Here is a 14,387-nt window from a genome sequence, read left to right as displayed (position 1 = left end):
AAAAATAAAAAAACGCTTGACTTGGAATACTATAACAACTATTCTGAAAATAACAAAAAAATAGAGCGGATGACAGTTGTGGGAGAGTGCACTAATAAAACGCCACCGAAGGAGCAAGTTCCAAAAAAACCCTTGGAATAAATCTCTCAGGTAGATGGAACCACCACTGGACGCAACTCTGGAGAGCGCGTATCGAGATATGCCACCAAAGGGGAATGTTCCATACGGAACCAAACTCTCAGGTAAAAAGGACAGAGAAGGGAAAAAGAAGCTTTAAGCTGCCCTTCTGCTGTCCTTTTTTGCGTGCAAAAATAGCAGTGTTTCGCTTTAAAGAAGCAGTAAAGTCTTCCATTTTGACAAACCGGAGGGTAGCTTAAGTCATTTCAAGGAGGAGTAGGAATGGGATTACAACAAAATGATTCAACTATTTTTGAAGCTATTAAGAAAGAGAAGGATCGGCAGCTTCAAACATTGGAGTTGATTGCATCTGAAAACTTCGTTAGCCCAGATGTCTTAGAAGCCATGGGAAGTGTGATGACCAATAAATATGCGGAAGGCTATCCAGGGAAGCGCTACTATGGAGGATGTGAAGTGGTCGATGTGGCAGAACAAACAGCGATTGAACGCCTAACTCAGCTGTTTGGCGCTAAATATGCAAATGTCCAGCCGCACTCAGGGGCACAAGCAAACTTTGCCGTATTTTTCGCCTTGCTTCAGCCTGGTGATAAAGTGATGGGGATGAACCTCGCGCAAGGGGGGCACTTAACTCACGGAAGCCCTGTCAGTGTTTCAGGAAAATGGTTTGATATCGTGTCCTATGGAGTAAGAGAGGATACTCAATTAATCGACTATGATGAGCTGGAAGCGGTTGCGAAAAAGGAAAAACCGAAATTAATTATTGCAGGGGCAAGTGCTTACCCAAGAAAGATCGATTTCGCTCGCTTTAGACAAATTGCTGATCAAGTTGGCGCAAAATTCATGGTAGATATGGCGCATATTGCCGGGCTTGTGGCAGCCGGAGTTCATCCGTCGCCGGTTCCATATGCCGATGTTGTAACGAGCACGACGCATAAAACATTAAGAGGACCGCGCAGCGGCATTATTTTAACAAATGATGAAGAAATCATAAAAGCGATTAATAAATCTGTGTTCCCTGGGATACAAGGCGGCCCGCACATGCACATCATTGCAGCCAAGGCCGTAGCCTTCAAAGAAGCATTGCAGCCAAGCTTTAAGGAATATGCGAAACAAGTGATTGAAAATGCAGCCACACTTGGCGAGACATTGAAAAATGAAGGTGCCGCCCTCGTTTCTGGTGGAACGGATAACCATATTGTTCTTTTAGATTTACGTCCGTGGAACCTAACTGGAAAAGTAGCTGAAAAATTATTAGAGGAAGCGGGCATTACAGTCAATAAAAATACGATTCCGTATGATCCCGAAAAACCGTTTGTGACGAGCGGTATCCGGATGGGAACGGCGGCTCTAACGACACGCGGCATGAAGCAGGATGAAATGATTAAAATTGGAAAAGTGATTGCGGCTGTTCTAAAAAGTAAAGGGGACAAAATTGTACTCGAGAAAGCAAAAGAAACGACTCAAACGATTTGTGACGCCTATCCGTTATTTCAAGAGGCAGTTACAGTTTAAGAAAGGGGCATGCGGATGGAATTTCAAAGTTGTTTTGACATTATCGGGCCGATCATGGTAGGACCGTCGAGTTCTCATACAGCTGGTGTTGTGTCGATCGGAAAGTTTATATACGAATTATTGGAAGATTGTCCGCAAGAAGCCAATATTGTTTTTTATGATTCTTTTGCTGAGACCTATCAAGGACATGGAACCGATAAAGCCCTTCTTGGCGGATTGCTCGGGATGGAGACGGATGATCCACGAATAAAAAATTCATTGGAATGGGCTAAAAAGGATGGGTTGCAGTACCGGTTCGAATTTGCAGAAGACTGCAAGTATTATGACCATCCAAATATAGCCATCGTAACAGCAAAATGTGAGGAATATGCGGTTAAAGTGGGCGGCGTCTCACTCGGCGGCGGCTTATCCAAAATCTTTATGATTGACGACGAAATGGTCGATATCCGCCTGAGTGCAGGCGATGATTTTACAGCTCTTGCTCGTCATTATCAACCTAAAAGGAAAAGACTAGTGGGGGCAAAATGATGGAAATTCAATCCATGAGAGAGTTAATCGAGGCTTGTGAAAGTGAACAAAAAACCATTGGTGAAATGATGTTGATGATGGAAGTAAAAAGGTCAGGAAAAGACCAAGAAACCATTATGAACATGATGGAAGAACGCTTAATCAAAATGAAAGAAGCTGTTACGAGCGGCATAAATGATGCATCAGCCGCTCCAAGCGGTCTTTCCGGCGGTGATGCCGTGAAAATGAATGATTATATGAATCAAGGTAAATCTTTGTCAGGAAATTATATCAGCAATGCAATGGCCTTTTCTCTGGCCACTTCGGAAAACAATGCCCGAATGGGTGTTATTGTAGCAACGCCGACTGCCGGGGCAGCAGGCATTTTACCTGGGGTATTGTTTTCACTTCATAAAAATGATGGTACACCTTTTAAAGATTTAGTCATGGGGTTGTTTACGGCAAGCATGCTGGGATATGTCATTGCGAACCGTTCCTTTATTTCGGGAGCAGCCGGAGGGTGCCAGGCTGAGGTCGGTTCGGCAACGGCTATGGCCGCCGGAACGATTGTTGAGTTAAAAGGGGGTACACCACAGCAAGCTGTAAATGCCACTGCCATTGCGATGAAGTCACTTTTGGGTTTGGTTTGTGACCCAGTGGCAGGACTTGTGGAAGTTCCATGCATTAAGCGGAATGTGATCGGAACCTCCATCGCATTTTCAGCAGCTGACATGTCCCTTGCCGGGATTGAAAGCCGTATTCCTTGTGATGAGGTCATTGAAGCCATGTACAGGGTTGGAAAAGATATGCCTCGGACACTCCGCGAAACCGCACTTGGCGGTCTGGCAACAACTGAAACCGGAAAACAAGTAAAAGAACGACTATTTTGCAGGAAATAATAGGGGGGAGCAAGATGAGTACGGTAACAGCATTAAAGCAAACGCCACTTTTCGAAACTTATGGAAAATATGGTGCGAAGGTTATAGATTTTGGAGGCTGGGCACTTCCAGTCCAGTTTTCGAGCATTATAGATGAACATGAAGCGGTCCGAACAAAAGCAGGACTTTTTGATGTGTCTCATATGGGTGAAGTGCTTATTGAGGGGAAAGATGCAGAGAGTTACATCAACTACCTTGTCACCAACGATGTGACAAAGCTTGCCATCAATCAAGCACAGTATACCGCCATGTGCTATCCAGACGGGGGAACAGTCGATGATCTATTAGTCTATAAATTAGATCATGAAAAATATTTACTCGTCATTAATGCCGCCAATATTGAGAAAGATTTCAACTGGATGCAGCAACATGTAAAAGGAGAGATGACGCTCCAAAATATTTCGAATGAAATCGCCCAGCTTGCCATACAAGGTCCAAAAGCGGAAGGTATTTTGCAAAAGTTAACGGGCATCGATCTATCTAAAATAGGCTCATTTTATTTTGCCCAACATGTTGTTCTTGACGGTGTAAAAGATGTACTCGTATCCCGTACGGGTTATACAGGAGAAGATGGTTTTGAGCTCTATTTTGCAGCGGAGCAGGCGGAAACACTTTGGGAAACACTTTTAGCCGCAGGAAGTGAAGAAGGCCTAAAGCCATGTGGGCTTGGAGCACGTGATACGCTTCGCTTAGAAGCACGGCTAGCACTCTATGGTCAAGAATTGTTAAGTGATATTAGTCCGCTTGAAGCAGGGATCGGCTTCGCCGTAAAACTGAAAAAAGAAAGTGACTTTATCGGGAAAGCCGTACTTATAGCCCAAAAGGAAGCTGGATTAAAACGAAAATTAGTGGGGATTGAAACCACTGGACGGGGGATCCCTCGTCATGGTTATAAGGTTGTTTCAGAAGGTGGAGAGGACATTGGTGTTGTGACATCCGGAACCCAATCACCAACATTAAAGAAAAGCATTGGTCTTGTTTTACTAGATGCAGAACATGCTGAAGTGGGGACAAAGTTAAAAGTAGAAATTCGCAATAAGCTGATTGATGCTGTTGTTGTGAAAACACCATTCTATAAAAGAGGTTAATAGAGTATCAGAGTTCTCTAGAATACTACGATACAGGCTGCAGCAAGGCAGCCTGGCAGATAAAATAAATACTTAAAAAATCTTAAACTCAAATTTTAAAAATTGAAAGGAAGTAATAATAATGACAAAAGCGACTGCAACCTTACTATATAGCAAAGAACATGAGTGGGTTTTACAATTAGACGGAAATCGAGTGCGAATTGGGATTTCTGATTATGCCCAAAAACAGCTAGGAGATATCGTATTTGTAGAAAGTCCGCAAGTGGATGATGATGTAACAGCAGATGAATCCATGGGAACAATTGAATCGGTTAAAGCCGTTTCTGAAATTTATTCTCCAGTTTCAGGGACAGTTGTTCGGATTAACGAGGAGTTGGAAGATGCTCCAGAAACGATTAACGCCTATCCATTCAGCAAAGGCTGGTTAGTAGAAGTGGAAATGTCAAGTCCAGAAGAATTGGAATCTCTTTTAAAAGAAGATGAGTATCAAGCATTTATCAATGAAGGAGAGGAATAGAATGACATCTACTTACAGATATCTCCCTGATACGAAACAAGATCAAGAAGAAATGCTCGCTTTTTTAAATATGTCATCTATTGATGAGTTGTTTGAAGATATTCCAGCTGAAATTCAATTGCAAGGTGAGCTAAATATACCAAAGGCGGACCCTGAGGTACTTCTACTGAAAAAAATGAATCGGCTTGCTTCTATAAATAAAAACGCGAATCAATACCCAACCTTTCTAGGGGCAGGAACTTATGATCACTACATACCAAGTGTGGTCAACCACATGATTTCACGTTCTGAATTTTATACAGCCTATACACCATACCAGCCGGAAATCAGCCAAGGCGAATTGCAAGCGATTTTTGAATTCCAAACGATGGTTTGTGAGTTGACAGGAATGGATGTTGCCAATTCTTCCATGTACGATGGTTTTACATCTCTTGCGGAAGCGGCATCACTTGCTGTTTCATCAACCAGACGTTCGAAAGTGCTCGTTTCTAAGGCCGTTCATCCTGAATCACGTGCCATCTTAAATACGGTGGCAAGTGGTCAAGGGTATGCAGTGGAAGAGGTGAATCTTGCTGTTGATGTAACAGACTTAGAAAAATTACAAGAACAAATCGATAAGGGAACAGCCGCTGTTATTGTTCAATATCCTAACTTCTTCGGTTCGATTGAAGATTTGGCAGAAATTAAGAAACTGGCCGCTGCAAACGGAGCACTCTTCATCGTAAGTGCCAATCCGCTAGCGCTGGCGCTCCTTGAGGCTCCTGGTAAGCTCGGGGCGGACATTGTGGTGGGAGATATGCAGCCATTAGGAATTCCGATGTCTTTTGGAGGTCCGCACTGTGGTTATTTTGCCGTAAGTAAGAAATTCATGCGGAAAATCCCTGGACGGATTGTCGGGCAAACAAAAGATGAGAAAGGACAGCGTGGCTTTGTCCTAACCCTTCAAGCACGCGAACAACATATTCGCCGTGACAAAGCCTCATCCAATATTTGTTCAAATCAGGCCTTAAACGCCCTTGCTTCGGCTGTTTGTATGAGTGCACTTGGGAAGCAGGGTATTCGTGAAATGGCTCAGCTAAACATCGAAAAAGCTGATTACACGGCAAAATGTCTCCAAAAGAAAGGCTTTATCGTTACGAACCAAGCACCATTCTTTAATGAATTTGTGGTCGAACTTCCTCTTCCAGTCAAAGAGGTAAACGCAAAACTGCTTGAGGCGGGTATCATCGGAGGCTTTAACTTAGATAGTGATTACGGCTTTGAAAATCAAATGCTGATCGCTGTGACCGAGCAGAGGTCGAAAGAAGAGATTGACCAATTTATCGAGGTATTGGAGGCGGTTGTAAATGGTGGATTATAATGAGCTGATTTTTGAAATTAGTCGTCAAGGACGAGTGGGTTCAAGCCTTCCGGAAAGTGATGTTGCGAAAGTGGAGTTAAAGGATAAATTTCCGAAGCATTTGATTCGTGATATTCCGGCAGAACTCCCGGAAGTATCAGAGTTACAGCTTGTTCGCCATTATACAGCACTTTCCAATAAGAACCATGGGATCGATAACGGTTTCTATCCACTTGGCTCTTGTACAATGAAGTACAATCCAAAAATAAATGAAGATGTAGCCCGTTTGGAAGGGTTTAGCCGTATTCATCCCTACCAGCCAACTGAAACGGTCCAAGGTGCATTAGAAGTTTTATATGAATTACAGGAAGAACTTGCTGTTATCACAGGTATGGATGCAGTGACCCTGCAGCCTTCAGCTGGCGCACAAGGTGAATGGACAGGGTTAATGATGGTCAAAGCTTACCATAAACAAAAAGGTGAAGTGAGAACAAAGGTCCTTGTTCCGGACTCGGCACATGGAACAAACCCTGCAAGTGCATCGGTTGCCGGCTATGAAACTATAACTATTCCATCCAATGAGCATGGGTTAGTCGACCTGGAAGAATTAAAGAAACATGTGGATGATAACACAGCTGCCCTGATGCTGACCAATCCGAATACACTTGGTTTGTTTGAAAAAGAAATTGTTGAAATTGCGAATGTTGTCCATGAAGCAGGCGGTTTATTGTACTATGACGGAGCGAATGCCAATGCAATTTTAGGAAAAACAACACCTGGTAAAATGGGCTTTGACATTGTGCATTTAAATCTTCATAAAACATTTACGACACCTCATGGCGGCGGCGGCCCAGGTGCTGGTCCAGTCGGAGTGAAAGAGAATCTGATTCCGTTTTTACCAGTTCCACGAGTGGTCAAAGAGAATAATCAATATCAGCTAGACTATAACCAGCCTCTATCAATTGGTCGTGTGAAAGGATATTATGGAAACTTCGGAATTCTATTGCGTGCGTACACCTATATTCGCACCATGGGACCTGAAGGATTACGTCAAGTATCGGAAGGTGCCGTCCTTCATGCGAACTATCTTCGCAAAAAGCTTGAGCCGCATTTTGATGCACCATATTCACAAATTTGTAAGCATGAATTTGTGTTATCAGGGTCAAGACAGAAAAAGTTAGGGGTAAGAACACTTGATATGGCCAAACGTCTGCTGGATTTTGGTTACCATCCGCCGACCATTTACTTCCCACTGAATGTGGAAGAGTGTTTGATGATCGAACCGACGGAAACCGAGTCAAAGGAAACAATGGATGCCTTTGCTGAAGTGATGATTCAAATTGCCAAAGAGGTAGAGGAAAACCCAGGTATCGTATTAGAGGCACCTCATACAACGGTAATTGGCCGATTGGATGAAGTACAGGCAGCCAGACAACCGATTTTGCGTTATACAAAAGAGGACTCAACCGTGAAAGAAAAAGAAACTGTAAACGCATAAAATGAAATCTTCATCTGTGCAGTGGATACGCTGCACAGATGGTTTTCAAGTTAAAAGATAATAGGATCCGTTCATAGGAGTGAATAAGATGGCCACCGAGTATGTACGTAAACCAGAATGGCTCAAGATAAAACTAAACACGAATGAACAGTATACAGGTTTAAAAACGATGATGCGTGAAAAAAAGCTTCACACAGTCTGTGAAGAAGCCAAATGTCCGAATATTCATGAATGCTGGGCATCACGAAAAACGGCAACCTTTATGATTTTAGGAAGTATATGTACACGTGCCTGCAGATTCTGTGCGGTTCAAACGGGGCTGCCGACAGAGCTTGATTGGGAAGAGCCGGAGCGGGTCGCTGAATCTGTGGAGCAGATGGGGCTAAAGCACGTCGTGATTACAGCTGTTGCCCGTGACGATTTAAAGGATGGAGGAGCCGGGGTTTTTGCAGAAACAGTCAGGGCCGTAAGACGCCGTAATCCATTTTGCAGTATTGAAGTTCTTCCTTCTGATATGAATGGTGAGTATGACAACCTAAAGACATTAATGGATGCGAAGCCCGACATTTTAAATCACAATATTGAGACGGTAAAACGTTTATCACCAAAAATTCGAGCACGCGCTACCTACGAACGTTCCCTTGAATTTTTACGCCGCGCAAAAGAATTAAATACCGCTATTCCAACAAAATCAAGTATTATGATTGGTCTTGGAGAAACAAAAGAAGAAATTATCGAAACGATGGATGATCTTCGCAGGAACCATGTCGATATTATGACGATCGGACAATATTTACAACCGACCAAACATCATTTAAAAGTTCAAAAATATTGGAGTCCGCAAGAGTTTGATGAATTAAAAGAAATAGCGATGTCAAAAGGGTTTAGTCACTGTGAAGCCGGCCCGCTTGTTCGCTCCTCATATCATGCAGATGAACAGGTCCATGCAGCAAAGGCGAACGCGTAATCAATGAAATGCGGTGCTAGGAGAGGTGAGGTCCAATGATGTTAAAAATGACAGAAGCAGCCTTAAACAAGCTAAAAGAATTGGCTGGTAATGAAGCGGGAATTCCTCGGATTGATGCCGAAGTAGCTGGCGGATGCGGGATGTCAGTTAAGTTTTCGCTTCTATTTGATGAACCGCGACGAAACGATCTAGACATAGAGATAGAAGGGCTTAAGCTCCGACTGGATCGCTTTACAAAACGTTATTTAGATGAAGAAACAGTCATTGATTATCAAGAGGGACAAGGTTTTCTAGTCGGAGACAGCTTTATCTCAAGTGCCTGTGCAATCGAAATAGATTAATAGGAACCTGGCTAATGTTAGGATCCTGGCTAATGTTAGGATCCTGGGAGAATCACCTGTTTTTTATCACTAAAAATCAAAGTTTTCCTGTAGGTATAATTGGTATGATGGAAAGGAGAAAGGAAATGACAAAACAATATGACGTTGTGATTATCGGTGGGGGACCAGGCGGCTACGTGGCTGCCATTCGCGCCTCACAATTAGGTTTAAAAGTGGCGGTAATTGAAAAAGGAAAAATCGGTGGAACATGCCTTCATGCAGGATGTATCCCAACCAAGGCCTTATTAAGAAGTGCAGAATTATATACACAAACAAAAAATGCCAATCGATATGGTGTCATTGCCCCAGAAGTTGGACTTGATTTTACAAAGGTACAAGCCCGGAAAGAAGAAATTCAGGACCGTCTGTATAAAGGGATCCAACATTTAATGCAAAAAGGAAAAATTGATCTTTATGAGGGAAAAGGAAACATCCTGGAGTCAAAAGATGTATTAGTGCAATTAAACAATGGGGAAGAGGAAATCATTGTTAACCCACGTAATATTTTAATTGCAACAGGTTCCCGTCCAAGAACATTTCATGGCTTGGAAGCGGATGAAAAGTATGTCATGACATCCGATGAAGCTTTGGTGATGGATGCGTTGCCAAAGTCGATAATTATTGTGGGCGGAGGAGTAATTGGAATTGAATGGGCATCCATGCTGGTAGACTTCGACATCCAGGTTACAGTGATTGAATATGCTGATCGTATTTTACCGACTGAAGATAAAGATGTATCAAAGGAAATCCAGCGCTTACTAAAGAAAAAAGGCGTGAAAATCGTCACTGGAGCAAAGGTGCTTTCAGAAACCCTAGAAAAAGGTGATGGTGTTTCGATCAAGGCGGAGCATAAAGGGAAAGAAGTATCATTTTCAGCCGACAAACTTTTAGTTTCGGTAGGCAGACTTCCGAATACAGAAGGGATTGGGCTTGATAAAACAGCCATTGAAATGAATGGGATTTTTATCAAAACAAATGAAGTCTATCAAACAAATGAACCCAACATCTACGCAATTGGCGATGTTATTGGGGGATTGCAGCTGGCCCATGTCGCCTCACATGAGGGAATCATTGCCATTGAACATATGGCAGGAAAAAATCCTAAAGTGCTTGATCCAACCGAAGTTCCAAAATGTGTATACTGCAGTCCAGAAGTAGCAAGTGTTGGACTCTCAGAAGAGGATGCGAAGGAGAAAGGATTCCAAGTTAAAACCGGTAAATTCTCATTCCGGGCGATCGGAAAGGCTCTCGTATTTGGTGAATCAGACGGTTTTATTAAATTGGTTGTGGAAGAAGAATCCAATAAATTGTTAGGAGCTCATATGGTAGGTCCTCATGTAACAGATATGATTACAGAGATGGGGTTAGCACGTGTATTGAATGCAACGGCAATGGATATTGCACATACGATCCATCCACACCCAGCCTTAGCCGAAGCGATTGGTGAAGCAGCGCTTGCTGTAGATGGAAAGGCAATTCATGCGTAAGTCGAATACTATAAGAATGATAGTGTTATAGAATAGATCAACTAGTTCCAGAGCAGGAGAGGATTCCTCTTAGTCGGGACGAGTAACCCTTCTATCAATTCAAGACACATAAATCATAGTCCTAAGGATGGTGGGAGCAAGGATGACAAAAGTAAAACTGAACCGTGTGAAACTATTAATTTCTTGTCCAGAAAAGCCTGGTATTATCTCAAAGGTAACGAATTTCTTATTAGAACACAAGGTGAATATTGTCCATTTTGACCAACATACAACAGATCCACAGTCAGGGATATTTTTTATGCGGATCGAGTTTGAAATGGAAGATTTTGATTCTACATTTAAAAAACTAGAGCAGGATCTACATATAATGGGACGGGACTATACGTTTGATTGGCAGCTGAGCAGTAATGAAAATAGAAAGCGAATGGCCATCTTTGTTTCCAAAGCAGATCATTGTCTTAATGAGCTGCTTTGGCGCTGGAAATCCAAGGAAATTTCGGTAGATATCCCTTTGGTCATCAGTAATCATCCCGATTTAAAAGAAGTGGTTGAGGGGTATGGCATTCCTTTTTATCATATCCCCATGTCTCATGATACAAAGGAAGAGGCTGAACAGAAAGCATTAGAACTTTTGGATGGGAAAGTAGACTTTATTGTCTTGGCAAGGTATATGCAAATTCTTTCCCCCAAATTTATATCCTATTTTCCTAATCAAATTATTAACATCCATCACTCGTTCTTACCGGCATTTGTTGGGGCAAATCCGTATGTGCGAGCATTTAATCGAGGTGTAAAGTTAATCGGAGCAACTGCCCACTACGTAACCAATGATCTGGATGAAGGACCGATTATTGAACAAGATGTGCAACGGATTAATCATCGATATACTGTGGAAGATTTAAAGACGGCTGGACGTCATGTGGAAAAAAGGGTTCTCGCCGAGGCGGTTTCCTGGCATGTTGAAGATAAAGTACTTGTCCATGGCAATAAAACGATTGTTTTTACATGAGTTGAACCGGTAGATGATAGGAGATGAGGTTATTGGCAGATCATGAACGTATACTAGGCGTTATTCATTTCATATTAGCTATTCTCTGGATATGGTTTTTTCTTCAAAGTAAACGGAATCATACGGTAAACTACATACATATCATGCTATTGCTTTTTGCCGTTGGGATCTTATTGAATACACTATATAAAGTAATTGATAGCTGGTGGTTTTAGTTTGTTAGGATGATCATGCTTTGTATTTTACCCTGTTTCTTCTATTTATATATAGAAAAAGGATTGAACGATTACACTATTCGATTGGGATTGAGGATAATGACAGAAAAATGGAGATTTATCGATTCAGGACTTTGTGACCCTTCCTATAATATGGCACTTGATGAAGCTTTGTTAGATTGGAACAGTCAGGGGAAAATCCCACCGACCATCCGTTTTTATGGCTGGAATCCTGCTACGCTATCGATTGGTTATTTTCAAAGAGCGAACAAGGAAATTAATTTTGAAATGGTGAATAAATACAACCTTGGTTTTGTAAGACGTCCGACAGGCGGACGCGGCGTGCTGCATGAACATGAACTTACATACAGTGTCATTGTATCGGAGGAATATCCTGGTCTGCCTAAAAATGTCACGGAAGCATATCGTGTTATTTCTCAAGGATTGCTTGAAGGTTTTAAATTTCTCGGTCTAGAGGCTAGTTTTGCTGTACCCAAAACGGAGGAAGAACATAATGGTTTAAAAAAACCACGCTCTTCCATTTGTTTTGATGTACCTTCCTGGTATGAACTTGTTGTAGAAGGCAGGAAAATTGCCGGAAGCGCTCAGACACGTCAAAAAGGTGTTGTTCTGCAGCATGGCTCCATCTTACTTGATTTAGATGAAGACAAGTTATTTCATCTTTTTAACTACGCGAACGATCGAGTGAAAGAACGAGTGCAGCGTGCCTTTCGAGAAAAAGCTGTGGCGATTAATGCGATTTCCGATCGAACAATTGGCCTTGAGGAAGCAAAAGAGGCATTTCGCAAGGGATTTGAAGTTGGATTAAACATAGAATTAGAACCATACGTATTAACAACTGAAGAAGAATGGTATGTAGATCAATTATCGAAAAGTAAATATTCCTCCGATGAGTGGAATTTTAGGAGGTAGATAAAAAGGCTGCAAAACGAATTTATATAAAAGGAACATACAAACGCTAGTTACCAGTCGAGTGCCTTTGTGGTATTAGTTATAGAAAATATGAAATAAAATTAGGGCTTATTCCGACGATACTTTATATAAACTGATGCATAAGCTGGTATTGAGCATCAGCTATACCGCCATACATTTTACATCCTCAGAGCTTTATTATGCGTTCGGTGCATTAAAGCCAGATAAAAAAGCCCTAAAAACAAGGGCCTTTTTATTTGGAAAAAATTAGGCTGGATGCTTTTTATTAATAAAAGACAGTTGCTCCAATGATAATTAATAAAATAAACAAGACAACGATTATGGCAAAACCTCCGCCATAACCAAAGCCGCCACCGTAACCGTAGCCACCACAGCCACAGCCGCCGAATCCTCCATATCCGAACATAAATTTCCCCTCCTTTAATGGTTATTATTTAGTTAGTAAAAGCCGCCGAATCCTCCGCCCAAAAAGGACGCTCCTATAATAATAAGAAGGATAAACAATACAACTACTAATGCGAAACCTCCACCAGCTCCTACACCGTCCATTTAATAACCTCCTTTACATCTATTCAATACAAAATATGATTAAATCTAAAAGGTGTTAGGGCTATTTCGGTATACAACTGCCCAATTTGGAACTTAGAACTTTCACTTTCTTAACAAATTGTTAAATTTCTATAAACATTTTTCATACTTTGTTAGAGGATAAGTTGTGATTGGTAAATAATGTGATTTGCATGCCTAAAGGAAATGTATTGAAGCACAGAAGAAACAAATGTATATATGAGAGTAGAGTGGTGAGGTGTTTTGAGAAACGCGCTAATACCTTCTTAAAAAATATATTGTATAAAGTGGTTTCCTTTACGTTTAATGGTTTAGACGCCAATGAAACATCTAATACTAAAGGTAATTCATGTTCTGAAGGCAATCTATTTTTAGGGGAGATGTATTATTGGACACTATTTACCAAGCTGTCATTATTTTTATAGCAGGATATTTGTTTTTAAGAGTGACAGGAAAAAAAGCTGTATCCCAAATGCACTCTTTTGATTTATTATATATTTTTATACTTACTAATATTATCAGTTCGCCCGTGGAGGTTGAGCATTTAGGGAAAGCTATGATTTTTGCCGTGATTACAGTCATTTTATATAAAATTTTAATCCGGTTATCCTTACATAATAAGTTAAGATGGATCTTATATGAAAGTCCAACGGTAATAATACATAATGGTGATATTGATAGAAAAGGGTTGAAAAAAATACGGATGCCTATGAATGAATTATTATCACATTTAAGAGTAAAAGGGTACACAGATATACAGAGTATTGCTATCGCTGTAATGGAGGAAACAGGAAATATCAGTGTTATCCCTAAGTCAGAATACCGTCCAGTTCAACCAAACGATTTAAATTTAAAGGTAAAGAAAGAATATCTTCCTATACCTCTAATAATGGATGGTCAAATAGTTTACCATAATTTAAAATATCTGAATTTAGACCGAGGATGGTTAATTAACGAGCTTGAAAAAGCTGGCGAGAAAATAGAAAATATTACGTTAGCCACTTACTTAGAGGATGGAAAGTTATTTATTGATAATAATGAAGAGAAGGAACATAAAAGTAATCCATATTATTATAAGCCAGGGAAAGATAATTAACTTCCTCTGGACTTTATGTAAATTTTGCCTTTGCTGTTTGACCGAATATTCTCGTGAACTATAAGGAAAAATCTATAAAGCGGCTATGTTCAAGTATTGTTTACTACTTGGATATAGCCGCTTTTTTACCGCTTTTTTATTTATAACATCCATTGAAGCTTCAACAAATTGAACA

Annotated in this window: 16 protein-coding genes and 1 riboswitch; of the genes, 14 read left to right on the top strand and 2 right to left on the bottom strand. The window is 41.0% G+C overall.

Annotated features, from left to right (window positions below; genetic code table 11):
• The first annotated feature begins 69 nt into the window (after positions 1-69).
• Positions 70-173, top strand: a riboswitch (glycine riboswitch).
• Between the two features lie 226 nt (positions 174-399).
• The 13 genes from glyA (at position 400) to V7266_RS05370 (ending at position 12,528) form a co-directional block, all read left to right on the top strand.
• Positions 400-1,650, top strand: a complete 1,251-nt coding sequence (gene glyA / locus V7266_RS05430) for a serine hydroxymethyltransferase (protein ID WP_335466443.1) — start codon at positions 400-402, stop codon at positions 1,648-1,650.
• A gap of 15 nt (positions 1,651-1,665) precedes the next feature.
• Positions 1,666-2,178 carry a serine dehydratase beta chain gene (locus V7266_RS05425; RefSeq protein ID WP_335466441.1) on the top strand — a complete coding sequence of 171 codons (513 nt, stop codon included), beginning with the start codon at positions 1,666-1,668 and terminating at the stop codon, positions 2,176-2,178.
• Positions 2,178-3,056, top strand: coding sequence for an L-serine ammonia-lyase, iron-sulfur-dependent, subunit alpha (gene sdaAA, locus V7266_RS05420; RefSeq protein ID WP_335466440.1), 879 nt, complete (start codon positions 2,178-2,180; stop codon positions 3,054-3,056). Before V7266_RS05425 ends, sdaAA begins: the two co-directional genes overlap by 1 nt.
• A gap of 14 nt (positions 3,057-3,070) precedes the next feature.
• The gene (gene gcvT / locus V7266_RS05415) at positions 3,071-4,183 is read left to right on the top strand and encodes a glycine cleavage system aminomethyltransferase GcvT (RefSeq protein ID WP_335466438.1); all 1,113 of its coding nucleotides are present in this window, start codon (positions 3,071-3,073) and stop codon (positions 4,181-4,183) included.
• A 121-nt stretch (positions 4,184-4,304) separates the two neighbouring features.
• Positions 4,305-4,700 carry a glycine cleavage system protein GcvH gene (gcvH, locus tag V7266_RS05410; protein WP_335466437.1) on the top strand — a complete coding sequence of 132 codons (396 nt, stop codon included), beginning with the start codon at positions 4,305-4,307 and terminating at the stop codon, positions 4,698-4,700.
• Position 4,701: 1 nt separating this feature from the next.
• Positions 4,702-6,060, top strand: a complete 1,359-nt coding sequence (gene gcvPA, locus V7266_RS05405; RefSeq protein ID WP_335466436.1) for an aminomethyl-transferring glycine dehydrogenase subunit GcvPA — start codon at positions 4,702-4,704, stop codon at positions 6,058-6,060.
• Positions 6,047-7,537: an aminomethyl-transferring glycine dehydrogenase subunit GcvPB gene (gene gcvPB / locus V7266_RS05400; protein ID WP_335466434.1), complete on the top strand. Its 1,491-nt coding sequence runs from the start codon at positions 6,047-6,049 to the stop codon at positions 7,535-7,537. The genes gcvPA and gcvPB overlap by 14 nt, the downstream gene beginning before the upstream one ends.
• Positions 7,538-7,625: 88 nt before the next feature.
• The gene (lipA, locus tag V7266_RS05395; protein ID WP_335466432.1) at positions 7,626-8,504 is read left to right on the top strand and encodes a lipoyl synthase; all 879 of its coding nucleotides are present in this window, start codon (positions 7,626-7,628) and stop codon (positions 8,502-8,504) included.
• 35 nt (positions 8,505-8,539) lie between these two features.
• Entirely contained in the window at positions 8,540-8,845 is a 306-nt protein-coding gene (locus tag V7266_RS05390; RefSeq protein WP_335466430.1) for an iron-sulfur cluster biosynthesis family protein, read from the top strand.
• A gap of 125 nt (positions 8,846-8,970) precedes the next feature.
• On the top strand, positions 8,971-10,371 hold the full coding sequence (lpdA, locus tag V7266_RS05385; protein WP_335466428.1) for a dihydrolipoyl dehydrogenase: 1,401 nt from the start codon (positions 8,971-8,973) through the stop codon (positions 10,369-10,371).
• 142 nt (positions 10,372-10,513) lie between these two features.
• A complete protein-coding gene (gene purU, locus V7266_RS05380) occupies positions 10,514-11,380 on the top strand; it encodes a formyltetrahydrofolate deformylase (protein ID WP_335466427.1) in 867 nt (288 codons plus the stop codon).
• Positions 11,381-11,412: 32 nt separating this feature from the next.
• On the top strand, positions 11,413-11,595 hold the full coding sequence (locus tag V7266_RS05375; protein WP_335466426.1) for a hypothetical protein: 183 nt from the start codon (positions 11,413-11,415) through the stop codon (positions 11,593-11,595).
• Between the two features lie 96 nt (positions 11,596-11,691).
• Positions 11,692-12,528, top strand: coding sequence for a lipoate--protein ligase family protein (locus V7266_RS05370; RefSeq protein WP_335466477.1), 837 nt, complete (start codon positions 11,692-11,694; stop codon positions 12,526-12,528).
• A gap of 286 nt (positions 12,529-12,814) precedes the next feature.
• Here the strand turns inward: V7266_RS05370 and V7266_RS05365 are convergent, their stop codons facing one another.
• Positions 12,815-12,955, bottom strand: a complete 141-nt coding sequence (locus V7266_RS05365) for a YjcZ family sporulation protein (RefSeq protein WP_335466424.1) — start codon at positions 12,953-12,955, stop codon at positions 12,815-12,817.
• Between the two features lie 32 nt (positions 12,956-12,987).
• On the bottom strand, positions 12,988-13,098 hold the full coding sequence (locus tag V7266_RS05360; protein ID WP_335466422.1) for a YjcZ family sporulation protein: 111 nt from the start codon (positions 13,096-13,098) through the stop codon (positions 12,988-12,990).
• A gap of 406 nt (positions 13,099-13,504) precedes the next feature.
• On the opposite strand from V7266_RS05360, the gene V7266_RS05355 reads away from it, so the two are divergent.
• Positions 13,505-14,212, top strand: coding sequence for a DUF421 domain-containing protein (locus tag V7266_RS05355; protein WP_335466420.1), 708 nt, complete (start codon positions 13,505-13,507; stop codon positions 14,210-14,212).
• The last annotated feature ends 175 nt before the right edge of the window (positions 14,213-14,387 follow it).

Source organism: Neobacillus drentensis (genome assembly GCF_036965645.1).
In the GTDB taxonomy this organism is placed as follows: domain Bacteria; phylum Bacillota; class Bacilli; order Bacillales; family Cytobacillaceae; genus Neobacillus; species Neobacillus drentensis_D.
Note: the sequence above shows the minus strand (reverse complement) of the source record. Positions and strands in the feature narration are given on the sequence as shown.

Bases quoted from the DNA above. Each gene is read 5' to 3' on its own strand.
- glyA (WP_335466443.1), top strand. From the start codon at position 400: ATGGGATTACAACAAAATGATTCAACTATTTTTGAAGCTATTAAGAAA.
- V7266_RS05425 (WP_335466441.1), top strand. From the start codon at position 1,666: ATGGAATTTCAAAGTTGTTTTGACATTATCGGGCCGATCATGGTAGGA.
- sdaAA (WP_335466440.1), top strand. From the start codon at position 2,178: ATGGAAATTCAATCCATGAGAGAGTTAATCGAGGCTTGTGAAAGTGAA.
- gcvT (WP_335466438.1), top strand. From the start codon at position 3,071: ATGAGTACGGTAACAGCATTAAAGCAAACGCCACTTTTCGAAACTTAT.
- gcvH (WP_335466437.1), top strand. From the start codon at position 4,305: ATGACAAAAGCGACTGCAACCTTACTATATAGCAAAGAACATGAGTGG.
- gcvPA (WP_335466436.1), top strand. From the start codon at position 4,702: ATGACATCTACTTACAGATATCTCCCTGATACGAAACAAGATCAAGAA.
- gcvPB (WP_335466434.1), top strand. From the start codon at position 6,047: ATGGTGGATTATAATGAGCTGATTTTTGAAATTAGTCGTCAAGGACGA.
- lipA (WP_335466432.1), top strand. From the start codon at position 7,626: ATGGCCACCGAGTATGTACGTAAACCAGAATGGCTCAAGATAAAACTA.
- V7266_RS05390 (WP_335466430.1), top strand. From the start codon at position 8,540: ATGATGTTAAAAATGACAGAAGCAGCCTTAAACAAGCTAAAAGAATTG.
- lpdA (WP_335466428.1), top strand. From the start codon at position 8,971: ATGACAAAACAATATGACGTTGTGATTATCGGTGGGGGACCAGGCGGC.
- purU (WP_335466427.1), top strand. From the start codon at position 10,514: ATGACAAAAGTAAAACTGAACCGTGTGAAACTATTAATTTCTTGTCCA.
- V7266_RS05365 (WP_335466424.1), bottom strand. From the start codon at position 12,955: ATGTTCGGATATGGAGGATTCGGCGGCTGTGGCTGTGGTGGCTACGGT.
- V7266_RS05360 (WP_335466422.1), bottom strand. From the start codon at position 13,098: ATGGACGGTGTAGGAGCTGGTGGAGGTTTCGCATTAGTAGTTGTATTG.